The sequence below is a fragment of the Chitinophaga vietnamensis genome, assembly GCF_902167635.1.
GTDB classification, from domain to species: Bacteria; Bacteroidota; Bacteroidia; order Chitinophagales; family Chitinophagaceae; genus Chitinophaga; species Chitinophaga vietnamensis.
Map to the genome: position 1 here is coordinate 945542 of NZ_CABHMS010000002.1, position 23036 is coordinate 968577.

Sequence of the window (23036 nt, forward strand, 5' to 3'; positions counted from 1 at the left end):
TTTTATTTTATGGATTTGAGGACGGACGATTTGCTTCAATCAGCTCACGCCAGGCATCGCCTTTTTCTTCAGAAATGATTAAGCCAGTCTTGGTGATAGGATCAAAGTAATTCCTATACCATTTGTTGAGATAAAAGATTCTTTTGCTTCCATCTTTAAAGGTAATAATCATTGGGAAGGTCGCGCCTGTCCAATAAAATGGGGCAGGGCCCTTTAGTATTTGAGTTGTTCTCAGGATATCCAGCGTCTCCTTCAAATCCAATTTTTTGCATGGCTGTTTTCTAATATCGGCTTCTTTAAGTGTGATGATCGTCTCATCAAACCTGATCCACTGAAATAGTTCTATAGAAGTTGCCTGATCCCAGTCCGGTATCGCTGATTGATTTGGAGCGGGCTTTAACATCATGAAGGCTGCAATAATTACGAAGATATTCATATGTAAGATTTTATTTGCAATTTCCAGTGTCGCTTGGAGCATTGCCTGGCGATTTATTTGCACCCGGCGTTTTTCGTATATCCTCTCCCAAATCTGCCGGATTACAACCAGGGAAAATTGATCCCTTTGTATATGGAAGATTTAGTCCAGCTGCATTGGCAACATCCAAAGCAAAATTTGTGCAATTATAACTGTAAAGATTGTACATTGATGGCGCTGAGTACGCAACATTCAGGATGGCTGATAACTGTGTTCCTGTAACATTGGTAGAAATGCTAACACTGAATGCATGTGCCTCGTCAATTCCAAATGCCTGTATATCGCTAGGGTCCAATACACCAGCATGATTCTTAGGGTAAAAACCAAATGTACGTACAACGGTTCCCGAAGAAGTGGTCTGTTCAATCGAAATAAACGCATGTCCTACTCGCTGCTGTCCAAATATGCCATCAATTACCACCCTGCTACCGTCCTTTGGTTGTTCTGCAAAAATGGTCACCTTAGCGCCACTGGTAGGAACAAAACATCGCAGATATTCCTTGATGTTAGTAATAGGATGCGCCGGCGCAACCATTACGTAACCTTCCAGGGCCGGGTTGCTTCCACCGGTCCCTCCTGGGTCTGTTGGAAGAGGATTGGGATTGGGATCAGGATTTGTATCTGTGCAGTTGCTCGTCTCTGTGTTAGTCAGTTGCCACCCTGACCCGGCGCCAATTGTTCCGCAGTCAATGACCTCCGGACCATCTTCGGGATATGGACAGCTTGCGCCCGCCTCGCCTACTGTAACTGTCACATTTGGCCCCCTTTCACACCATTTGGTCCAGGTACATTCATTATCACAAACAATACTCTCTGTTGTTGTTCTGCCAGCAATAGTCTTTTGCAGTTTGCCTGCCTTGTAACGATAAACATGAATCCCGTTAACAAAATTATCCAGGAGCATTTTGCCCGAGAAATCCACGAACCTGAACTGACTTGAAGCGGTTTTACTTTGGGTTCGAACGTATCTCGCTTTGGAAAAACTAAACACTTCTGACCTCAGTTTTACGATTAGAAAATCTTTGTACCCCACCTGATTGACCAGATACCAATGTGTGGAAGTAGATAGCATGCTCACAAGAGGAATATAAAAGAATGTAGTGGTGTCGTTTTCGACCTTTTGAGTCAGGTTTTGCCAGTCGGGTATTTCGTGAATAGTAAGTGAGTCTTTAAAATAGCGCGATAACCTGCTATTTATTCCTTGCTTTTCAAATGCTGTTTTTATCTTGTCAACCGGGATGGTTGACGGTTGCCCATGCTGAATGTTGAAGGCTTCCCTTCGACATGCATAGATGGTACATAGTCCTAACATGACAATAATCAGGAAAAATCTTGTTAGTTTGGTGGGTAACATATTTGGAGTTGTTAATTACTAAACAGGGTTAATTGTCAAATCGGACATCAAAATAAGATATTCTGAACAAAGTGCAGGTTAAGGTTTTATTGTCATAGAGAAAAATTTTGTACCTTCATTTCTCTCCCCGCTACAGCCGGAGCTATTGATGAGTATAGCTTTTTCCCGGAAAACTCCGAGATTTGAATAACATAAATCATCTCTTATGAAAGAGTTCATGCTGCTGATCCGCAACCAGGGCGATGCCAAAGCGGCCCTGCCAGCGGAAGAACATACTGCCTTCGTCAGGCAGTGCGAAGTATACATCAATGCGCTGAAAGCCGCAGGGCAACTGATTTCTGCGCAGCCCCTCTTGCGCGAAGGAATGGTGCTTTCCCGCGCCGGTGGCCACTGGGAGCAAAGGCCGCTTGCTACCAGCGGCGAAGTGCAGGTAGGCTACTATCATATACTGGCCGGGAGCCTGGAAGAGGCCATCGGCATCGCGCAACGTAATCCTGAATTTGACTATGTACCCACTGCGAGCATAGAAGTGAGGCCTATCAAAACAAAAGAGGTCGCCACCGGTTTTGAATATCCTAATAAATAAGACTAGCCCCTCACTAAAGGCGCGGGATTTTTTAATTCATTGTTATGCTTATCCGAATATTAAACACCGCATTAATTCTCTTCGCCGTATACATGGGCCTCAAGCAAGGCTGGGCCATGTGGAGCGGCAAACCTGAGATGCTGGAGATGTTTGAACGCTGGCATTTCAATAGCGGCGCAGTAAAGCTCACCGGCGCTATTACGATGCTCAGCGCCATGTTGATACTCTGGCCGCCCACCTTTATTGCGGGTAACTTCCTGATGGCGGCAGGCATCCTGCTGATCATCTGTTTGCAATTGTCGGTGCAATCGCTCAAAGGAGCTGCCATCGAAGTGCCTTTCCTGTTGCTCAACCTGTTGATCATCTACCTGCAACATCCACTTTCAAAAACAACCCCGTCATGAATACTGCTTTGCTCACCAACGCTGCCGTGAAAGCCGCCATAGCGGCCTTACAGGCGGGCGACAGCCACGCATGGTATGCCTGCTTCACGCCAGATGCGACGCTTACTGACGATGGCCGTCAGATCAATTTTCATGTGTTTTTCGATCAGGCATTAGGACATGAAAAATTTATTTCTATCGACAAGGTAGAAGAGCATGGCCTCGCCGTTTACGGCCGCTATCACAGCGATCAGTGGGGCGAGTTCAAAACATTTTTCCGTTTCCGTACCAATGGCGCGTCATTGTTTTCCGGATTGGAGATCGGGCAGGCAAACTATTAATCCCCTCAGGCTCCTGGCCGCAGAATAACCTTGATAAGAAGCATCATCTTTTGGTGGATCATCTCCCTGTTATTGCACTATCTTTATATCTAACCTGTACCACTATATGAAAAAAATAATGTTGTTATTGCCGCTGCTGGCCTGTCATCTTGTAACCCTTGCCCAGTTTGATTTTGGCATTAAAGGTGGCTATACGCTTTCCAACATCCGTTCTTTCTTCAAGCCGATGGCAGATGCACCACGGGTGCGGGAACGCTACGATGTGCTTTCTACTTTTCATGCAGGCTTCACGGTAGATATTCCTTTGTCGGCTAATTGGTCAATGCATCCGGACCTGTTATATAGCCGGAAAGGCTATAAGGGAAATGGAATCACCACGCTTGACGGTGGCGGAACAGTGAGTTACACGACCAGACTGGGTTATATTGAGCTGCCAATAAATGTGTTGTACAAGCTGAAAGCCGGATCAAACAAATTTTTCGCAGGGATGGGGCCATATCTGGCTTTCGGTGTAGAAGGAATGATCAAAGCCAAAACCAGCAGCGGGCGCAGGATTGAGGAACATATCAAGTTCAGCAAACAAACAGATGCCAACGATGTAGCGCCTCACTACCGGCCTTTCGATGCCGGCGCTAATTTCATAGCAGGCTATGAGCTGCACAGTGAATGGGTCTTCAGTGTCAATTACAGCCTGGGACTGACCAATATTACTTACTCCGACATATATACAGAGAAGAACCGCTACCTCGGCGTAAGCGCCGCTTATCTGCTCCGCAGAAAGAAATGATAACAAAATCCCCGATTATTACTATATCTTTGCCGCGCAATGGTTCGCTGGCGTCCATCCCGGATGCCGGTGATTAAAAGGGAACTCGGGTGCAAATCCCGGACAGTCCCGCTGCTGTAAGTCTCGCAAATGCACAGGCCCTCATACAGGCCACTGTTGGTTTTCAATGGGAAGGCCGCCTGTCGCAGAGATAAGTCAGAATACCTGCCATGCATGTTGGTTTTCGAAGCTTTCGTGGAATGAAGCTTGGAAATAATCATATGGCAGGCATGCCCTGCATACTTATTATTTCATATTGATCTTTCCTGAAACGAAGGCCGTTGATATTTTATCAAACCGGTTAGCATGATGCGTTTCCATGAACGGGGATATTCGTTTATAAAAAAGGTCAGCGGCTTGTTGCTATTGGCCGCCACTGCACAGGCGCAGCAGCAAGACAGCCTGCAGCTCACACACCTGCGCGAAGTGTCGGTAACGGCGCCCCGCAGCGCCCGTGAGGTGATGCCGGGACAACAGCTTCAGGGCGCCACTTTACAAAGACTCGGCAGCCAGTCGGTAGCTGATGCCATCCGTTTTTTCTCCGGTGTGCAGGTAAAAGATTATGGCGGTATCGGCGGCCTCAAAACCGTGGATGTACGTGGCATGGGCACCAGTCACACGGGCGTATTCTACGATGGCATCCAGCTCGGCAACGCGCAGAACGGACAAATAGATCTCGGGAAATTCTCACTCGATAATATGGAGTCCATCACGCTGTACAATGGCCAGAAGAGTAATGTGTTCCAGCCCGCGCGCGATTTCGCCGCTGCCAGCGCCATCTACCTCAGCTCCCTGAAACCGCATTTCGAAGAGGGCGTCCGCACGCACCTGAGAGGTACCCTGAAAACCGGCTCCTTCGGGCTTTTCAACCCCTCTTTGTTGTGGCAGCAACGCATCAGCAAAAAGGTATCCGCCACGCTCAGCACCGAATGGGTAAATGCCAACGGGCGCTATAAATTCCGCTATAGCAAAAAAAATGGCTACGATACTACCGCCATCCGGCTGAATGGCGACGTCAACGCCGTGCGCGTGGAAGCAGGCCTCAACGGCGTGATCAACGGCGGCGAATGGAGCGGCAAAGCGTATTTTTATAATGCCGAACACGGCCTCCCGGGATTTGTAGTGAACGGGGTTTTCGGGCATGTGGACCGGCAGTGGGACCGCGACATCTTCGTGCAGTCGAGCTTCCGCAAGGATATCAGCAAACATTACAGCCTGTTGCTGAATGCAAAATACGCTAACGACTATACGAGATATCTCGCTCCCGATTCCACCGCATTATACGTAGATAACCACTACCGGCAGCAGGAAGTTTATTGCTCTGCCGCTAATCAGTTCACCATCACCTCCTGGTGGAATGTGGGGCTGTCGGCCGATTTCCAATGGAACCGCCTCGATGCCGACCTGGTGAACTTTGCCTATCCCCGCCGTTATACCACGCTGGTAGCCGCCGCTACTGCTATCAATCTTACGAAGTTCAGCGCCATGGCCAGTTTGCTCGGTACGGTGGTGAATGAAGACGTGCAACGCAAAGTGGGCGCGCCTTCACAGCAACAGCTTACGCCAGCCGTATTTGTGTCATGGCAGCCTTTCGGCCCCGCCTGGCGCCTGAAGGCTTTCTACAAGCGCATCTTCCGCATGCCCACATTTAATGATCTCTATTATTCAGAGATCGGCAATGCTTATCTCAACCCTGAATTTACTACGCAATACGACCTGGGCCTGTCCTGGAACAAAACTTTCACCGGCAAAATATTGCAGCAGCTGAACATAGAAACCGACGCTTATTACAACCATGTTACCGACAAGATCGTGGCGATGCCCACGGTGAGCCAGTTCCGCTGGACGATGATGAACCTCGGCAAGGTAGAGATCAGAGGGGTAGATGTGAAAGCCGCTGCCGCCTGGCAGATCGCCAATGCTGTAACATTGAACACACGCCTCACTTATACGTACCAGCACGCACAGGATTTTACAGACCCTAAAAGCAGCTATTATGGCGACCAGATATTATACATCCCCTGGCATAGCGGTTCCTTCATCCTCGGGGCGCTGTATGGCAAGTGGGACGCGAATTACAGCCTGATCTACACTGGCGAGCGGTATAACGGCAAAGCCAATATACCGGAAAATTATGTGCAGCCCTGGTACACCAGCGATATCGCTTTGGGGCGGCAACTGCAATGGCGTAAAACCGCCATACGCCTCTGCGCTCAGGTCAATAATCTGTTCAATCAATATTACGATGTCGTGCTGAATTACCCGATGCCCGGCAGGAACTACAAGTTCATCTTCACTATCAATATCTGAAAATTATGTGTATGAGAAAATCGTTTATGCGTTACTGTTGGATGCTGCCCCTGGCCGCCTTACTGTTGCATAGCTGCCGTAAGGAAGATGCCATCGTGGCGCCGGTGGAAACGCCCTTGCAGCCGCCGGTGAATAACAGTATCCGCGGCTTCTACCTGCTCAATGAAGCGAACATGGGCAGCAACAAAGCGTCTATCGACTTCTTCGACTATACCACCGGCATCTACCGGAAAAATATCTATGCTACCGTCAACCCTAATGTGGTAAAGGAATTGGGCGATGTGGGCAATGATATACAAGTGTATGGCGGCAAACTGTATGCGGTGATCAATGTATCCAACAAGGTAGAAGTGATGGATGCCGCCACCGCCAAAAGGATTACACAGATAGATATTCCCAACTGCCGTTACATCACCTTTGCTAACGGTAAAGCCTATATCAGTTCTTATGCCGGACCGGTAAAGATCGATCCCAATGCGCCCATCGGCGTGGTAGCGGAAGTGGATACCGCCACCCTCCAGATCACCCGCAGCACCACCGTAGGCTACCAGCCGGAAGAAATGGCTATCGCAGGCAACAAACTATATGTAGCCAATTCCGGCGGCTATCTCGTACCCAAGTACGACAGCACCATTTCCGTGATCGATCTTGGTACTTTCAAAGAGATCAAAAAGATCAATGTGGCCGTGAACCTGCATCACCTGAAGGCCGACAGCTATGGCGATTTATATGTGAGCTCCCGCGGCGACTACTTCAAAATACAGCCCGATATCTTTGCGATAGATACCCGCACAGACGCTGTGAAAAAGCGTTTCGGCGTACCCGCCAGCGATATCTGCATCTCCGGCGACACCGCTTATATCTATGGCTCTGCATTCAGCTACCAGACCAGCGACTGGAAAGTGACCTATTCCATGATCAACGTAAAAACAGAAACAGCGATCAACAATAACTTCATTACCGATGGTACCGAGCTGCAGATCAAAATGCCTTATGGCCTCGCAGTGAATCCTGTTACAAAAGATATTTATGTAACAGACGCCAAAGATTACGTATCGCCCGGAACCCTTTACTGCTTTGATAAAGGCGGTAAGAAGAAATGGTCGGTGACCACCGGCGATATCCCCGCACACATTGCATTTCTCCCCAGGTAATTATCAACACAAAAAATAAAATATGAAGCAGAGACATTTACTCGTGATGATGTTGATGGGAACAGCATTCGCCAGCTGTTCCAAGCACGACGACACCCCCGGGGTTGCTAAACCGGAAGTGAGCATCACCGTGCCCGGCGGCGGTTTCAGCGTAGACCAGCTGCAATGGCTGCGTATCAATCCCGTAGTAAAGAACGCCGACAAAGCGCAATTCTACTGGACGATGGGCAATGATACCCTGGCGCTCACACAAAACCTGGCAGAGGTATTCCCGAAAGCAGGTACTTACACGCTGGTGTTCACCGCCGCTAACAGCGCGGGTTCCAGCAAACAGGAAGTAGTGGTGAATGTAGGCGCTAAAACCTATCGTAACGGCGTTGCGAAAGTATTCGATTACCAGCCCGCACCCGGACAGTTCGTGCATGAGATGCCAAGCTGGAATTCCGGCGACAATGAAGCGGCCATGATCAAACGTGCTGACAGCACGCTGGTGCACGATGGCATTATCCACCTCGGCGGCTTCGGCGGTTATGTAGTGATGGGCTTCGATCATACCATCCGCAATGTAGCCGACAGCTTCAGCTTCACGGTAAAAGGCAATGCCTTCACCAATTGGTCGGAACCCGGTATCATCCAGGTATCTTACGATGCCAATGGCAATGGCTTGCCCGATGATGAATGGTATGAGATCGCCGGCTCTGAACATGGCAAACCCGGTACGATCAGGAACTACCAGATCACTTACTACAAACCCAACGAAAATAAAACGCCTGAAACCAGCGATAAGTATCCTTACTTCTCTGATACCAGCTATATCCGCTGGAAAGATAACCAGGGAAATAAAGGGTATCTGTCGCGCAACGTTTTTCATAGCCAGCCTTACTATCCGCAGTGGAAGGGCGATAGCATTACTTTCACCGGCACGCGTCTCTCTGCTGAAAACGTGAAAGACCAATCCGGTAATGGCAGCTATTTTGTGAGCACGGCCGTGCTTTTCGGCTATGCCGACAACTGGGCCAATAACGATGATAAGGCCAGGATCAAGATCAGCTGGGCGGTAGACAAGAACGGGCAGCCGGTAAAACTGAAAGGCGTAGATTTCATCAGAGTATATACCGGCGTACGCGCAGAAGGCGGCTGGTTAGGGGAGATATCTACAGAAGTAGCGGGAGTGCAGGATTTGAATTTGTAATTAAACAAAGAAAGCCCTTGAAGCGCTTTGAGCGCTTCAAGGGCGGTAGCCTTAATGCGTTCCACATTATTACTAATGTAGCATAACTGCGGTTAGAAGGCCTTGAAGCGCTCAAAGCGCTTCAAGGCCTTCGGCATGAATATCTCCCCATAAATCCGTAATTTCATCTTCATGTATCTCGATCAAACATTCGACTCTGCTTCCTTCTCCGCTCAATCCTTTTCGGAAGAAGAATATGAAAACTGCCAATTTGTACGATGCGATTTTTCAGACAGCGATTTTGTTGCCTGTAAATTTATTGACTGTACATTCGAAGGCTGTAACCTGACGATGATGAAGATGAAGGGCACTACGCTGAACAATGCACAGTTCAAGGATTGTAAGATGATCGGCATTCATTTCAATACCTGCAATGATTTTCTCTTCGGTGTGGCCTTCGATAATTGTGTATTGGATTATTCCTCTTTTGCCAGCAAGAAAATGCCGAAAACGATCTTTGCCGGATCATCATTGAAAGAAGTAAATTTTATGGAAACGGATCTTTCGGGCGCCGTATTCCGTTCCTGTGACCTGGCGGCGGCGAACTTTGCACAAACCAATCTTAGTGCCACAGACTTCAGTACGGCCGTGAATTTCGTGATAGATCCCAATAATAATAAAATGGCAAAAGCCTGCTTCTCTGTATTTGGTTTGCCGGGGCTGCTAACGCAGTACCAGATCAAAGTTGTTGACTAAAGCAATTACAGCGTCAGCACTTTGGTCCATAGTTTTGTGAACCCGGTTTGTGTTGCTACTATTTCTATTTCATAGCCGATAGATTGCAGATAGGTGCCCCATGCTGCATTCACAACGGTGCTAACGCTAACCCTTGCGGCGGAGAGGCCCGCCTGTCGCGCAGCCTGTATGGCAGCCTGTTCAAAGGCTGCCGCCATCAGCCGGCCCAGGCCTTTGCCTTGCGCCGTACCCCGCAATGTGTTTTCAATAGATAAGCGTGTGATGCGCAGGGTGGTGCCTTCCACGGTGGCTTTGACGCCGCCGAAATTAACGCCTTCCACTGCGATGCTGTCTTCCACGCCAGGATTGGCGATCAGTTTTGTGAAGAACTGTAACAGTTTGGGTATGGCCCTGGCGCTTACAGCGTCTACGGTGGCGGCGCCTGCACCGCTGCCGATACGGCCTGCACCCCTGCCAAGGGTGCCGCTACCGCCGCCCGTGCCCAGCGTGCCGGGCGCGCCGGAAGGCAGGAAGCCTCTCAGGATAATGATCGTCTTCAGTTTTTCCAGTATCTGCACCATTCCTTTGGCTACGGCATCAAATTGTTTGATCCACTCTACCTCCGCCGTGCGCAAGGTTTCGCAGAGGATGGGCGCCGTAACGCTGTTGATGATGGTGGGCATGATACGGCGACTGGCAGCATCCACATGGAAGGTGGCCCGCTGCCGCGCAAACTGGATCACGTCCTGCGCGCTCATGCCTGGCGCGGGTTTGATCTTCCTCACGTTAGGCACAAAGTCAACACTGCCGGTTTGCCCTGGTTCGGGGACCATCTGCGCATGTTCGCTCCTTACGGTATGGTAGTCGATGCCTTCCAATGGCGGCTTCACCCAATCGGGTACCAGGCCTATTAACAGGTCGGTGCCGTCGTTATAGTGGATGGTGGCCTGTTCGCCGGCCCAGTAGGTAAGGCTTTTGATATTGTTATCGATATAATTATCATCCCGCATGATGTCTGCGGCCGGTGTGGCAGCCAGTTGTGGCTCATCGATAAACCTTTGCACCTTTCTGGCGGCGCCGCCGGACTGTTGCAAGGTATGTGCGAGTTCATGTGCCAGGAGATGCTTGCCACTGGCTGTTTCCGGCTCATATTTCCCTTCGTTGAAATAGATGTCATTGCCAACTGTAAAGGCCTGTGCCTGTAAGTCGCGCGAGAGCGCTGCCGCCTCCGCATCATGATGGATGCGTACCTGGGAGAAATCCGCCTGCATGCCATTTTCCATAAAGCGCCTGGTATTGGCGGGCAGCTCATTTCCGCCGCCCCGGCTGCTGTTGATGGCGGCAGTGGTGCTGTCGCTGACAGCCTGTTCTTTCCTTTGAATAAAAGGATCGGAAGGCCGCAAATGGATCTGTTCCTCTTCCTCCTGGCAATGCGCGCATTTGCGTTGTATTATTGGCTGTTCGGGCATCTGCATGATTTGTCCGGTGCTGGCATGTGGGGCGGCCTCTGTGGCAGGTGTTTCAGCTCTTTCAGTTTTTCTGATAAGCGTTTGCATTTGTTTCAATTCAAAATGTCAACAATTGGGGTATACTATGATGGGGTTACGTTTATCCAAGGTAGCAAAAATTGATGGATTTTCAAACAAATGCTGGCATGATCAGCGCCCTATGTTGTCATGATTTCCCCGTATATTTTATGGTAGTATGCGGCAATTTTGTATCATTAACCTATAAAACTACATGTCATGCCCAACAAACAATTCTCTATTCTCATCAATGCCCCGCGCAACAAGGTGTGGGACGTACTCTGGACAGATGACAGCTACCGCCAGTGGGCGGCTATCTTCTATGAAGGCTCTTGTGCAAAAACAGACTGGAAGAAAGGCAGCAAGATACATTTCGTGGACAGTACAGACAGCGGCATGGTAGCCGAAGTAGCAGAAAGCATCCCTGGAGAATATATGTCTATCCGCCATCTCGGCACCGTAACCAATGGCGTGGAAAATTATGAAAGTGCAGACGCGCAGGAATGGAACGGCTCCCTGGAAAACTATACACTGCGCGAAAAAAACGGACAAACAACGCTGGAGGTGCAGATGGATATCGCACAGGATTACCTGTCTTATTTCGAAGATACCTGGCCCAAGGCCTTGCAAAAAATAAAGGAGCTGGCAGAGCAATAGAATTTAGGGATTTATTGATTTAGGGATTTATTGATTTGATTGAAGCGGAGAGGAGCAATGCCGCCATCTCCGCTTCAATCAAATCAATAAATCCGTAAATCAATAAATTCGTAAATCCTTCTTAGTTTTACTTCATGAGTAACTTCTGGGATAAGGCAGCGCGTTATCATCCGCTGTCGGCGGAGAGCCGGCAGGCGTGGGAAGGGATTATTACAGAGCGTATCTACAAACGGCATGAAACGCTGGTGGCAGAAGGGCAGGTGCCGCGGATGGTGGCTTATGTGGTGAAGGGATTGTTCTCACAATACTATACGGCCCCGAATGGCGATGTGGTGATCAAAAGGTTTTTCCCGGAAACATTTTTCGCCGCATCTGTGAGTGCCATGCTCACCAAAAGCCCCAGCCAGTTTACGATTAAGGCATTGGAAAATACCACCGTGCTGGAATATCATTTTGATGAATTTAAAAAGCTGACCACCATCTATCCTGATATGGCGGCGCTATATATCCGCTACCTCGAAATACATTGGGTGATAGAAAAAGAACCACAGGAAATATCCCTGCGCTATGATACCGCTAAAAGCCGCTATGCCGCATTCCTGGCGCAATTCCCCGCATTGGAACATCGCTTGAAACAACACGAGATCGCTTCCTATCTTGGTATTACTCCCACGCAATTGAGCCGTATCCGCGCTGAACTATAATTTTTTTGAAGTATCAACATTTGTAAATGTTTTTCGTGCTGGCTTGCCGGAATTTTGTCTTCATAAAATTTAAATATTATGAAACAGATAGATTACCTGGAAGATCAACTCGCCAATAACGCTACTATCCATCAGCCCGGCGCCGGAGAACGTATAGGCGTGGGCGGTATATCCTTTACTTTCAAGGTAACCAGCGAAATGTCCAATAGCCGGCTGGGCGTGTATGAGATCGTGTTGCCGCCGCATACGGTGGGCGCCAAATTGCATTATCACCGCTTTATGGATGAAACGTTTATTGCCAATAAAGGTACGCTCACGGTATATGCCGGCGATGATACCCATTACCTGCAGCCCGGATCAGTAGTGTATGTGCCGCGCTTTACGCCGCATGGCTTTGCCAACGATAGCGATGAAGAAGTAGTGCTCACGCTCATCTTCAACCCCTCAGAGAAAAGAGAAGGCTTCTTCCGCGGACTGGTAGACATTTTCAGCGAACAGCCGGTAGATCCTTCCAAATTCCTGAAGCTGTACAACAAGTACGACAGCTTCCCGGTTGATCTCAATAATATGGTACCGGGAGCGAAGGACTAATAAGTAATCAAAGATCTTCGCGAAGATAGCCCTTGAAGCGCTTCGAGCGCTTCAAGGGCTGGAACCTCGTTGATCTTCCTGCTAATCCTTTCAATCAAATAATCCTGAGCCGACAATCTTCGCGTTGTCGGTTTTATTCTATTTTCCCGGTAGGAGCCGCGGTACTTTTGTTTCAAATCAATACAAGCTATGAAACACTTTATCGCGCTCTCCATACTGATGGCCTTTGCTGTAGCGGCTTTCGCCAATGATAATGATCACGACGCCAAAGAAAAGGCTTTCAATATCCTGAAAACAAAATGCAATAGCTGCCATGTAAAGATGAACCCTTTCCGGGTGTTTAACCGTAACAATATGATGCGCCATGCGCCGGCAATTTATGAAGAAGTGTTTGTGAAAGGCCGCATGCCGCTGGGCGATGAGGTGAAGCTGTCTGAAGAAGAACGGCAGACCCTGAAATCATGGCTGGTGGCTCAACAGCGGCGCTAGGGCGGTAATTTGCCGGGTGATGCCCCTCCACGAAGCGTGGAGGGGCATCACTTTTTTTACTTACTTGGTTCTATCTATGTATATAATAATTAAGAATTATAAATAATACGAATTTAATTATTAAATAATAATATTTGTTACTAATTTATACCTCTGAAAACACAGCCATTGTAAATGGGAAACCCGGCTTGTTCTAGCCATATAATATAAATTATATTCCACGGTATGATTTATATAAAAGAAGCGATATGAATATAAACGATGCTGAACTGGTTGTACGGTTGCAAAATAACGATGTAAATGCCTTTGATAGCCTGTACTGGAAATATCATCAGGCGGTGTACCGCAACATATTCAAGTTTGTGAAGGATGCTGTTGTTACGGAAGATATACTGCAAGAGGTATTTGCGCGCCTGTGGGAGAAGCGCGGAGGGATCCGGTCAGACCAGTCTGTCAGTGGCTGGCTTTTCGTGATCAGCTTTAACCTATCGGTCACGTATGTACGAAAAAAGCTGCGGGAACAAGAGCTGCATCGCAGCTTCCTCTCCCTTGAAACAGACGACCCGCCGGCTAATCCCCGGATGAATGAAGAACAATATAACCTGCTCGTAAAAGCGATCGAACAGCTGTCTCCAAAGAAACGAACGATTGTTACCCGTTGTAAGCTGGAAGGTAAAACCTATGATGAGGTAGCCCATGAACTGAATATTTCCCGCAATACCGTAAAAGAACATTTATCTGCCGCGATGTCTATGCTCAATGATTATATGCAACGAAACGGAGATCACCGGTATATTTTGTTACTGTTGTTTTTCCTGAACTATCATGACGGTGGTTGAAATTCGTATTATGATTAAATTAATATGAAATTTTTATTAAAAAAGATGAAAACCCACCCACCCATTTTTTACACCTAAGCGTATTTACAATAAACCATCGCGATAGTGTATAACACAAAAGCATATCTCAGGCAACTGTTACATCAGGAAAAATGGTCTGCAACGGAGCAGGACTGGATGCGGGCTTATCTCGATGGCGAGGACCTGTCGGACCTGGAATCCGTGGCCCGGGAAGATTTCCGGTCGGACCTTGAAGGGATGCAGGAGCAGCTGGACAGGCGCCTGTCTGAGCGCTTGCTGAGCCAGATCCACCGGCGTGCGGGCATTGGCAGGAAAGCATTTAGAGGAACATTCAATATATATCGCCGCATAGCGGCAGCCGCCGTGGCTGTGATCGTGCTGAGCACGGCCTGGTACCTGGTGGCACACCGGCAGGTGAAGCAGCTCGCCATCCACACGGTGAGCGAAAGGAAAAAAGTAGCGCTGCCCGATGGCTCGCTGGTATTCCTGGAGAAAGGCTCCAGCATCAGCTACCCGGAGAATTTCGGGAAAGCCTCCCGCAGGATCACGCTCAGCGGCGAAGCCTTTTTTGATGTGAAGAGCGATGCCTCACATCCTTTCGTGATCTCGTCTGCCCTGATCAATACCACCGTATTAGGTACTTCCTTCAATATGGAAGTGCGCGACGGGAAAGCCGCCAGGGTAGTGGTGGTATCAGGAATGGTACAGGTGAATACCAGCGCATCGCAACATCCGCTGGTGCTCACCGCCAACAAAGGGGTGGTGCTTCATCCCGGATCACAACAGCTGCAATTGCTGGATGGTACCGACGATGCACGCTTTTTCGAACAACGCCGCAATGGCAGGTTCATCTACAAAGGCCAACCCGTAGCGCAGGTGCTCAACGACCTCCAGCGGTATTACAACGTACCGGTAAAGGTGTCTGCTAAAACAGGCCAGTGCGGGTTTTACGGAGATTTTAGTACGAACGATGATTTAAATAAAGTGTTAACATTGATTGCCGTAACGTTAAATGCCAGGATCGAAGAGGAATCTAAAGGAAACGGCTATACGATAGTAGGTGGCAACTGCCAGTAGTCAACCAGAATTATCTGTTAACCATCCCTGCAATGCCGGAGATCCTTGTATTGCAGCAGACAACACAACCGTAGCGTATGTAGTATTACCGGAACTATCCTGCTGACTTTATTTGCAAGGTTTTTCATGCCCGGTTTTCTCATGCATGGCCAGATACCTGTATCAGCCAGCAGGGCTACCTATTGCCAGTATTGTTTCAAACAAAGCATTTATCCGTTTTTATATCAACCGAACTAAACGACTTATGATGACAACAACTATATTCCTTTCAGGTTAATCCTGCTGCTGTTTTTATTGCCCTGAAGACCCATGCTGCACCGCAGCCGGCCTTCTGTTGCCCGGTTCCGCCCTGGAACCGGAACGGGACTCCTATTTCCGGTACCGAACCCATAACATTTATTTATGTCCAGAACAACCCGTTACTATGTCTACGTCTTCCTGCTGCTGCTGGCATCCGTGCAAGCGCAGGCCGGCACGCAGGATGCGCTGGATAAAAAGATCACCCTGCAATTGCATGATGTGCTGTTGAAAGACGCCCTGGAGAAGATCGGTAACCTTGCAGAAGTATCGTTCGTTTATACCAGCAATGAAGCCCTTACGGTCAACAAAGTGAGCATCAACGCCCATAACGAAAAAGTAGGCGACCTGCTCAGCAAGCTGCTCACGCCCTATTCGCTCTCCTTTAGTGTGATGTACAACCGTATCGTGATCAAACAGGATAACAGTCACAAATCATCACTAACGGTAACGAATACACTAAAACAGCACCATCCCCACATCCTGGACATCAAAGGAACAGTGACCACCGAGAAAAAAGAACCGCTGCCCGGCGTAACCGTGATCGTGAAAGGCTCTTCCCGCGGCACCACTACCAATGCCAAAGGCGAATTTGAACTGAAGCGCATCGCCCCCGATGCCGTACTGGTATTCAATTTCACCGGTTACAGGATGGAAGAGATCAGTTCCTCACAATTCCGGAGCGGCATCCTCAACGTGATCCTCCGTGAAAAACCCACCCGCCTGCAGGAAGTGGTGATCACCGGTTTCCAGAACATCGACAAGAGCAAATTTTCCGGTGCGGCCACCCGCCTCAAAGGAGAAGAAGTGAAGATGGAAGGCCTCACCGATGTAAGCCGCATGCTGGAAGGCCGCGTAGCCGGCGTAGCGATACAGAACGTATCCAGCACCTTCGGCGCAGCGCCCAAAGTGAGGATACGCGGCGCCACTTCCATCAACGGCGATAACAAGCCCTTGTGGGTAGTGGATGGCGTGGTGCTCGAAGATGTGGTCAACATCTCCAACGACCAGCTCTCCTCCGGTGATCCCACCACCTTGCTGGGCTCCGCTGTGGCCGGCCTCAACGCGAACGATATCGAGAGCTTCGATATTCTCAAAGACGCCGCCGCCACCGCCCTGTACGGCGCCCGCGCCATGAACGGCGTAGTGGTGATCACCACCCGTAAAGGGCGTATAGGCAAGCCCGTTATTGCCTACAGCGGTAACTTCAGCACACAGCTGAAACCCGATTATCGCAACTTCAATATCATGAACTCCGCCCAGCAAATGTCTGTGCTGGCGGAGCTCGAACGCAAAGGCATCCTCACCTCCGATATCCTCTCCCGGGGCGATATCGGCGTTTTCGGCAAATTATACGAACTGCTCAACGGCGACGAGAACGGCAACTTCCCCGTACGCAACGATCCCGATTCCCGCAAAGCCTTCCTGCTGCGCTATGCCAACGCCAACACCGACTGGTTCGGATTGCTCTTTCGCAACAATTTCGTACAGGAACATTCGCTGAGCATCTCCAGCGGAACAGATCGTTCGCAGTCCTACTTTTCTACCAGCTTCTATAGCGACAACGGCTGGACGCTGGCCGATAAAGTAAGCCGCTATACCCTCAACTACCGCAACACCTACCGGCTCTCGGACCGCCTTAGCACGGGCTTCTCCGCCCTTGCCTCCGTACGCCAGCAACGCGCGCCCGGCGCCCTCACACGGAGCAGCAACCCTGTGGAAGGACAGTACGACCGCGACTTCGACATCAACCCCTTCAGCTATTCATTGAACACCAGCCGCACTTTAACAGCCTACGACACACAGGGCCAGCTTGAGTATTTCAGAAGAAATTATGCGCCCTTCAATATCATCAATGAGCTGAAGAATAACTACCTCGACCTGAATATGATGGACCTCCGCCTGCAAGGCGACCTCGCCTGGAAACTCACGCGCCACCTGCGTTACGAGTTCACCGGCGCCATCAGGTATGTGAAGTCGTCCCGCGAACATCAGATCACCGAATACGCCAACATGGCCAATGCCTATCGCGCTGCCGGCAACGCCACCATCGCGGCACATAATAAATTCCTCTACCGCGATCCGGCCAACCCCGACGCGCCGCCCATAGTAGTGCTGCCCGCCGGCGGATTTTATAACCGCACCGAAGATCAGCTCATCAACTACGACTTCCGCAATGGCCTGCACTATAGCGATACGTTTGCTGTTAAACATCATCTCAATGTGCTGATAGGCCAGCAGGTGAAAGCGGCCGACCGCCAAAACGCATCCAGCACGGGCTATGGCTACCAGTACGATAACGGCGGCGCGCCATTCGTAGACTATCGCATCCTGAAACAAACGATCGAAAGCAATTTCCCTTACTATGGCATGGGCCGCGATTACGACCGCTTTGCCGCCTTCTATGCCACCGGCACTTATGCATACAACAACAAATACAATATCACCACTACCGCGCGCTATGATGGCTCCAACAGAATGGGGCAATCGAAACGCGCACGCTGGCTGCCGACCTGGAGCGTGGCCGCCTCCTGGAACATAGACCAGGAGCCATTCCTGGCGAAATGCCGCGCCATGGATTACCTCACGCTGCGCGCCAGCTATGGCCTCACCGCCAGCATGGGCCCTGCCACCAATTCCAATATTGTATTTCAAACCGTTAATACCAACAGGCCGCACTTATCGGAAGTAGAATCGGTGATCCGGCTGGCGCATCTGCAAAATGATGACCTCACCTGGGAGAAGCTCTACACGGCTAATATCGGCGTAGATGGCGGTTTCTTCAACGGCCGGCTCAACTTCGCGGCAGACGTATATCACCGCCGCAGCTTTGACCTCATCTCCCTCATCAAAACATCCGGTATTGGCGGAGAGATGTACAAAGCAGCCAACTATGCAGATATGGAATCGCATGGCGCAGAGCTGATGATCGGCGGCGATCCGGTGAGAAAAAAACACTGGGGCTGGAAAAGCAATATCACCTTCGGTTACAACACTAACCGCATCACCAATGCCCGTAACATTCCCGGCATCTTTGACCTCGTGGTGGCCGAAGGCGGCAACAAAGAAGGCTATCCGGTGCACAGCCTTTTTTCCTTGCAATACAAAGGCCTGGATGCCAAGAACGGCGCGCCGCTCTTCATCAACCAGGATGGCGCTACCAGCCCGGATGTATTTCTGCAAGGATTAAATACCAGTCATCTTGTTTACGAAGGCCCCGTTGATCCGCCTGTTACCGGCGGTTTCTCCAACACCTTCCGTTATAAAGCATTTTCGCTGAATATATTTTTTACCTACCAGTGGGGCAACAAGATCCGCTTGTATCCTGCCTTTAAAACAGGTTACTCCGATCTCGATGCGATGCCCAAAGAATTTTACGACAGGTGGATGATGCCGGGAGATGAAAAATATACGTCCGTGCCTTCCATCCTCGACGCTTATGAGCAGCAGCTCATGCGGGGCGCTTATCCTTATAACAATTACAACTACTCTACGGAACGAGTAGCCAAAGGTGATTTCATCCGGCTCAAAACGGTATCGCTCACCTGGCAGCTGCCGCCCGCGCTTACGCGCAGGGCCAACCTGAATAATGTGACCATCACAGGCGCGGCGATCAATCCCTGGCTGATCTATGCAGACAAGAAGCTGCAAGGGCAGGACCCGGAATTTTTCAATGCAGGCGGCGTGGCGCAGCCCATTCAGAAACAATTCACCCTTTCCATCAGAGTAGGTATTTAAACAACCGATATGAAACAGCGCACTATAACGATCACGTATATACGTATGGCGGCCCTGCTGCTGACGGTCGCGGTATTGCTGGGCGCCTGCCGCAAATACCTCGAACAGGCGCCGGACAGCACCTGGACCGATCTCAACACGCCTGCCAAAGTATCTAAATTGCTGGGCACCGCCTACCCGCAGGCCAACTACATCGCCATGTGCGAGGCCATGACCGACAACGTGGCCGATAAAGGCATCGGCATCATCGACCGTGCTAACGCCGACGCCTATACGTTTAATGACATCGCCTCCATCCTCGACGATTCGCCGGAGGCATACTGGAAAGCTGCCTATGCCGCCATTGCCGCTGCCAACCAGGCTCTGAAAGCCTGCAACAAGCCCGACTCCGCCAGCTATCGCCCTCAGCGCGGCGAAGCGCTCGTAGCCCGGGCATATGCACATTTTATGCTGGTAAACCTCTTTTCAAGATCATACGATTCCGCTACCGCCGCCACCGATCCCGGCATCCCTTATGTGACCGAACCCGAAACGGTAGTGGTGAAACAATACGACCGCAAAACAGTGGCCTATGTATACGACAAGATAGAACACGACCTGCTCGAAGGCCTGCCGCTCATCAACGACGACGCTTATGCGGTGCCTCATTATCATTTCAACAGAAGCGCCGCCTGTGCTTTCGCCACGCGTTTCTATCTCTATAAAAAAGATTATCTGAAAGTGAGCGCCTATGCCGATCTCGCTTTTCCCAACAACGACGTGGCCGCTCATATGCGCCCCTGGAATACGCGCTACAGCTCCATGTCGCCCGCACAGTTGTTCGATACCTATGCCAACGCTTCGGAAGATGCCAACCTGCTGCTGGTGGAAACACCCTCGCAGTACGGCCGCTATGTAGGCCGCTATCGCTTTGATATGGACTATGCCCACCAGGTACAGATCCTGCGCCACAACGTTACCGGCGGCCTTTGGTGCTACCCGGTATATTACTACGGCTCGCAGGATTACCTGGTGCCGAAGCTGACGGAGTATTTCGTGAAATCTTCTGTGAACGCCACCATCGGGCAGGCCTTTGTGATGGTGCCGGTGTTCACCACCGAAGAAGTGCTCTTCAACCGCGCCGAAGCCAACGCTTACCTGTTGCATGCCGACGAAGTGCTACGTGACCTGAACCTCTTCGCAAGCAAACGTATCCGTAACTATAACGCCAACGTACACACGATTACGCTGCAAAGCATCCGCAACTACTATGGCATTAGCGATGTGAAAGCCGGGCTGCTGCAAACGGTGCTCGATTTCAAGCGGGCGGAATATGTGCAGGAGGGAATGCGCTGGTTTGATATCATGCGTTACAAGGCGCCGGTAACGCATCGCACCGCAGACGGCAACGTATACCAGCTGAAGGCCGACGATCCGCACCGGGTGTTCCAGATACCGGCATCAGCGGCTATGTCGGGCATAGCGCCAAACCCGCGGTAGGACAGCATTTGCAGACATGTCAACCAAATATAAAAATCTAAACAACGCATTATGAGATCATTTTTATTACTCATCCCGCTATGTTGCCTGCTGGCCTGCAGCAAGCAGTCGGGCATAGACAGGGTGGATGATATTCCCGGACTGGGTGGCGACACCTGGGTGAGCAGTCCGCTGGATAAATGGTTATATGATTCCCTTACCGTCCCTTTTAACATCGCCGTAAAATACAAGTGGGACCAGTTCGAGTTTCAGCTGAACAAGACGCTGGTGCCGCCGAAAGAAGAACAGGTAATACCTGTGATGACAGCCATCCGCCAGGTGTGGGCGAACACCTATATCGCGGAGGCAGGGCCGCTTTTCTTCCGGAAATACTGTCCCAAATTTTTCATTCTCTCCGGCAGCGCAAGCTGGAACCCGGATGGCAGCATCACCCTGGGCACGGCAGAAGGCGGCCGTAAAGTGGTGCTGTATCTGGTCAACGATTTCCTCACCAAAGGAATGCCCGGTTATGAACCGAAAGACTCTGCCATCGTGAAACAGCAGTTCCGTGTGATCGAACATGAGTTCGGACATATCCTGCACCAGACCGTGATGTACCCGGTAGAATACAAACAGATATGCGCCGGCTTGTACACCGCCAACTGGAACAATATTTCCGATGCAGCCGCCCGCCGCGACGGATTTGTAAGCGCCTATTCCATGAGCGGCTATGATGAAGATTTTGTGGAGATGATTGCCGTGATGTTGGTAGAAGGAAAGGCTGGCTTTGACCGCATCGTGAATAGTATTCCACCGGGTATGAGCGACAATGGCGTGCCGCAGGCCGAAGCACAGGCGCGCCTGCGCAAAAAGGAAGCGATGGTAGCGAGCTATTTCCAGACCGTATGGCATATCGATTTTTATCATCTGCAAAGCCGTACCAGGAAAGCAATTGATCAGCTGCTTTATTAAAACTGCCGGTATGAAAAAGATACGCTGCTGTTTAATACTGTTATTGATGATGGTGTATGCCTGCAAAAAGGAGACGGACGCGGTGTTTATAAAATCGCCGGACGAGCGTCTCAACGACACTTTGCACAAATACCAGGACCTGCTCACGGGCGCGCCCTATGGCTGGAAAGCCTTGATATATCCCGCCGGCGCGCCGAACAGCGTGTTCGGGTTCTATCTCCGTTTCAATGATTCGAACCGCGTGCAGATGTTGTCCGATTTCGATGCCGCATCGCTGCAAACGTTGCGGGAGAGCAGCTGGCGGCTGAAAGCCCTGCAACAGCCCTGCCTCATCTTCGATACTTACTCTTACATCCATGTGCTCTGCGACCCTGACGGCAGCCATAACGGCGGCCAGGATGGGGTAGGGCTGGGCTCTGATTTTGAGTTCGCGATCGATGGCCTCTATGGCGATACCCTCGCCCTCAGCGGTCGCCTGCATAACAGCAAAGCCTTGCTGGTAAAGGCTTCGGCAGAAGAGCGCGACAGCTATCTGCAACACCGCATCAGCCGTGACATCGACAGCATACACACGATGCTCACCTATTTCAAGAAGCTGGTAACCGCCAACAACCGTTACGATGTGCGCGTGAACACCGCCCTGCACCAGGTCAACTTCACCTGGGTGGTTAGCGGCAAAGCCAGGTCCGTAACTACCGGTTACTACTATACGCCCGGCGGTATAGGGCTGTCGCCCGCCTTCGACGACAGCAGCAACAATATCCTGCGCGCCATCAGCCAGATACGCTGGAACAAAGGACAGCTGGACTGTAGCGTGAACGGTATTCGCGCCGTGATCGCTGAAACAGTATACCCCGTAGCCATTGATGTAAATGCCGCAAAGCGATGGTACCAGACGGCGCTCGCACAACAGGCATACTGGTTTTCGTTCACAGGCTTCCATGTGAACGGTGTGGACGATGGCTACGGCATTCAACGCCTGCCGCATTTTGCCGGGATCACCTACTGGCCCAGAACATACGGGCCTAACATCGACTTTGATATGCTGGGCTTTGTACTGAAGTACGGAGGAGAGAGCGCCCAGGTATACTACGGTCCCGGCTATACGGCGCCCACTTTCACCACCGACGGCCGCGTCGTGTTCAATGATATTGGTCTTTATGGCGACAGCCTCCCTGCCGATCTCGCGCCAGTGCTGCGTTCACAGGCACGCATGGCCGATAAGCAAGGCTTCTTCATCATACAGACCGCCGCCAACAAATACGATATGGTCAGCGCCAGAGATGGCAAGGCATGGATATCCTGGCAACGCTGACGATTGACATCCCAAAA

21 protein-coding genes and 1 riboswitch are annotated in these 23036 nt (G+C 50.4%); of the genes, 18 read left to right on the forward strand and 3 right to left on the reverse strand.

What is annotated here, in order from left to right:
* Positions 1-7: 7 nt before the first annotated feature.
* Both FPG75_RS07910 and FPG75_RS07915 read right to left on the reverse strand, forming a co-directional pair.
* Positions 8-436 carry a hypothetical protein gene (locus FPG75_RS07910; RefSeq protein WP_161596722.1) on the reverse strand — a complete coding sequence of 143 codons (429 nt, stop codon included), beginning with the start codon at positions 434-436 and terminating at the stop codon, positions 8-10.
* Between the two features lie 10 nt (positions 437-446).
* Positions 447-1829 (reverse strand): hypothetical protein, encoded by a 1383-nt coding sequence (locus FPG75_RS07915; protein WP_143306220.1) that lies wholly within the window; start codon positions 1827-1829, stop codon positions 447-449.
* A gap of 205 nt (positions 1830-2034) precedes the next feature.
* Here FPG75_RS07915 and FPG75_RS07920 point away from each other — a divergent pair, with 205 nt between their 5' ends.
* From FPG75_RS07920 to FPG75_RS07955, 8 genes are all read left to right on the forward strand, one after another.
* The gene (locus FPG75_RS07920; RefSeq protein WP_143306221.1) at positions 2035-2415 is read left to right on the forward strand and encodes a YciI family protein; all 381 of its coding nucleotides are present in this window, start codon (positions 2035-2037) and stop codon (positions 2413-2415) included.
* 44 nt (positions 2416-2459) lie between these two features.
* Complete coding sequence (locus tag FPG75_RS07925) at positions 2460-2819, forward strand: hypothetical protein (protein ID WP_143306222.1); 360 nt, start codon at positions 2460-2462, stop codon at positions 2817-2819.
* Positions 2816-3139, forward strand: coding sequence for a hypothetical protein (locus tag FPG75_RS07930; RefSeq protein ID WP_143306223.1), 324 nt, complete (start codon positions 2816-2818; stop codon positions 3137-3139). Before FPG75_RS07925 ends, FPG75_RS07930 begins: the two co-directional genes overlap by 4 nt.
* A gap of 106 nt (positions 3140-3245) precedes the next feature.
* Positions 3246-3926, forward strand: a complete 681-nt coding sequence (locus FPG75_RS07935) for a porin family protein (RefSeq protein WP_143306224.1) — start codon at positions 3246-3248, stop codon at positions 3924-3926.
* Positions 3927-3949: 23 nt separating this feature from the next.
* Positions 3950-4151: riboswitch (cobalamin riboswitch) on the forward strand.
* A 120-nt stretch (positions 4152-4271) separates the two neighbouring features.
* Positions 4272-6275, forward strand: a complete 2004-nt coding sequence (locus FPG75_RS07940; protein ID WP_201747908.1) for a TonB-dependent receptor — start codon at positions 4272-4274, stop codon at positions 6273-6275.
* A gap of 11 nt (positions 6276-6286) precedes the next feature.
* Positions 6287-7429 carry a YncE family protein gene (locus tag FPG75_RS07945; protein WP_143306225.1) on the forward strand — a complete coding sequence of 381 codons (1143 nt, stop codon included), beginning with the start codon at positions 6287-6289 and terminating at the stop codon, positions 7427-7429.
* 22 nt (positions 7430-7451) lie between these two features.
* On the forward strand, positions 7452-8621 hold the full coding sequence (locus FPG75_RS07950; RefSeq protein WP_143306226.1) for a PKD domain-containing protein: 1170 nt from the start codon (positions 7452-7454) through the stop codon (positions 8619-8621).
* A gap of 171 nt (positions 8622-8792) precedes the next feature.
* Entirely contained in the window at positions 8793-9356 is a 564-nt protein-coding gene (locus FPG75_RS07955; protein ID WP_201747909.1) for a pentapeptide repeat-containing protein, read from the forward strand.
* Positions 9357-9361: 5 nt separating this feature from the next.
* Here the strand turns inward: FPG75_RS07955 and FPG75_RS07960 are convergent, their stop codons facing one another.
* On the reverse strand, positions 9362-10891 hold the full coding sequence (locus tag FPG75_RS07960) for an eCIS core domain-containing protein (RefSeq protein ID WP_143306228.1): 1530 nt from the start codon (positions 10889-10891) through the stop codon (positions 9362-9364).
* Positions 10892-11080: 189 nt separating this feature from the next.
* Between FPG75_RS07960 and FPG75_RS07965 the strand changes: the two genes are divergently transcribed.
* The 10 genes from FPG75_RS07965 to FPG75_RS08010 all read left to right on the forward strand — a co-directional run bounded on the left by FPG75_RS07965 (position 11081) and on the right by FPG75_RS08010 (position 23019).
* Positions 11081-11518: an SRPBCC family protein gene (locus tag FPG75_RS07965; RefSeq protein WP_143306229.1), complete on the forward strand. Its 438-nt coding sequence runs from the start codon at positions 11081-11083 to the stop codon at positions 11516-11518.
* 134 nt (positions 11519-11652) lie between these two features.
* The gene (locus FPG75_RS07970; protein WP_143306230.1) at positions 11653-12222 is read left to right on the forward strand and encodes a Crp/Fnr family transcriptional regulator; all 570 of its coding nucleotides are present in this window, start codon (positions 11653-11655) and stop codon (positions 12220-12222) included.
* Positions 12223-12300: 78 nt separating this feature from the next.
* Positions 12301-12813 (forward strand): cupin domain-containing protein, encoded by a 513-nt coding sequence (locus FPG75_RS07975; RefSeq protein ID WP_201747910.1) that lies wholly within the window; start codon positions 12301-12303, stop codon positions 12811-12813.
* A 189-nt stretch (positions 12814-13002) separates the two neighbouring features.
* Positions 13003-13302, forward strand: a complete 300-nt coding sequence (locus FPG75_RS07980; protein ID WP_143306232.1) for a hypothetical protein — start codon at positions 13003-13005, stop codon at positions 13300-13302.
* A 248-nt stretch (positions 13303-13550) separates the two neighbouring features.
* Complete coding sequence (locus FPG75_RS07985) at positions 13551-14141, forward strand: RNA polymerase sigma factor (protein WP_143306233.1); 591 nt, start codon at positions 13551-13553, stop codon at positions 14139-14141.
* A 105-nt stretch (positions 14142-14246) separates the two neighbouring features.
* Positions 14247-15239 (forward strand): FecR family protein, encoded by a 993-nt coding sequence (locus FPG75_RS07990; RefSeq protein ID WP_143306234.1) that lies wholly within the window; start codon positions 14247-14249, stop codon positions 15237-15239.
* A gap of 402 nt (positions 15240-15641) precedes the next feature.
* Entirely contained in the window at positions 15642-19274 is a 3633-nt protein-coding gene (locus FPG75_RS07995; protein ID WP_143306235.1) for a SusC/RagA family TonB-linked outer membrane protein, read from the forward strand.
* A 9-nt stretch (positions 19275-19283) separates the two neighbouring features.
* The gene (locus FPG75_RS08000; protein WP_143306236.1) at positions 19284-20753 is read left to right on the forward strand and encodes a RagB/SusD family nutrient uptake outer membrane protein; all 1470 of its coding nucleotides are present in this window, start codon (positions 19284-19286) and stop codon (positions 20751-20753) included.
* A 51-nt stretch (positions 20754-20804) separates the two neighbouring features.
* Complete coding sequence (locus FPG75_RS08005) at positions 20805-21704, forward strand: zinc-binding metallopeptidase (protein WP_143306237.1); 900 nt, start codon at positions 20805-20807, stop codon at positions 21702-21704.
* Positions 21705-21714: 10 nt separating this feature from the next.
* Entirely contained in the window at positions 21715-23019 is a 1305-nt protein-coding gene (locus FPG75_RS08010; protein ID WP_143306238.1) for a DUF4302 domain-containing protein, read from the forward strand.
* The last annotated feature ends 17 nt before the right edge of the window (positions 23020-23036 follow it).

Coding starts and splice junctions, on each gene's coding strand:
- FPG75_RS07910 (WP_161596722.1), bottom strand. CDS start 436: ATGAATATCTTCGTAATTATTGCAGCCTTCATGATGTTAAAGCCCGCT.
- FPG75_RS07915 (WP_143306220.1), bottom strand. CDS start 1,829: ATGTTACCCACCAAACTAACAAGATTTTTCCTGATTATTGTCATGTTA.
- FPG75_RS07920 (WP_143306221.1), top strand. CDS start 2,035: ATGAAAGAGTTCATGCTGCTGATCCGCAACCAGGGCGATGCCAAAGCG.
- FPG75_RS07925 (WP_143306222.1), top strand. CDS start 2,460: ATGCTTATCCGAATATTAAACACCGCATTAATTCTCTTCGCCGTATAC.
- FPG75_RS07930 (WP_143306223.1), top strand. CDS start 2,816: ATGAATACTGCTTTGCTCACCAACGCTGCCGTGAAAGCCGCCATAGCG.
- FPG75_RS07935 (WP_143306224.1), top strand. CDS start 3,246: ATGAAAAAAATAATGTTGTTATTGCCGCTGCTGGCCTGTCATCTTGTA.
- FPG75_RS07940 (WP_201747908.1), top strand. CDS start 4,272: ATGATGCGTTTCCATGAACGGGGATATTCGTTTATAAAAAAGGTCAGC.
- FPG75_RS07945 (WP_143306225.1), top strand. CDS start 6,287: ATGAGAAAATCGTTTATGCGTTACTGTTGGATGCTGCCCCTGGCCGCC.
- FPG75_RS07950 (WP_143306226.1), top strand. CDS start 7,452: ATGAAGCAGAGACATTTACTCGTGATGATGTTGATGGGAACAGCATTC.
- FPG75_RS07955 (WP_201747909.1), top strand. CDS start 8,793: ATGTATCTCGATCAAACATTCGACTCTGCTTCCTTCTCCGCTCAATCC.
- FPG75_RS07960 (WP_143306228.1), bottom strand. CDS start 10,891: ATGCAAACGCTTATCAGAAAAACTGAAAGAGCTGAAACACCTGCCACA.
- FPG75_RS07965 (WP_143306229.1), top strand. CDS start 11,081: ATGCCCAACAAACAATTCTCTATTCTCATCAATGCCCCGCGCAACAAG.
- FPG75_RS07970 (WP_143306230.1), top strand. CDS start 11,653: ATGAGTAACTTCTGGGATAAGGCAGCGCGTTATCATCCGCTGTCGGCG.
- FPG75_RS07975 (WP_201747910.1), top strand. CDS start 12,301: ATGAAACAGATAGATTACCTGGAAGATCAACTCGCCAATAACGCTACT.
- FPG75_RS07980 (WP_143306232.1), top strand. CDS start 13,003: ATGAAACACTTTATCGCGCTCTCCATACTGATGGCCTTTGCTGTAGCG.
- FPG75_RS07985 (WP_143306233.1), top strand. CDS start 13,551: ATGAATATAAACGATGCTGAACTGGTTGTACGGTTGCAAAATAACGAT.
- FPG75_RS07995 (WP_143306235.1), top strand. CDS start 15,642: ATGTCCAGAACAACCCGTTACTATGTCTACGTCTTCCTGCTGCTGCTG.
- FPG75_RS08000 (WP_143306236.1), top strand. CDS start 19,284: ATGAAACAGCGCACTATAACGATCACGTATATACGTATGGCGGCCCTG.
- FPG75_RS08005 (WP_143306237.1), top strand. CDS start 20,805: ATGAGATCATTTTTATTACTCATCCCGCTATGTTGCCTGCTGGCCTGC.
- FPG75_RS08010 (WP_143306238.1), top strand. CDS start 21,715: ATGAAAAAGATACGCTGCTGTTTAATACTGTTATTGATGATGGTGTAT.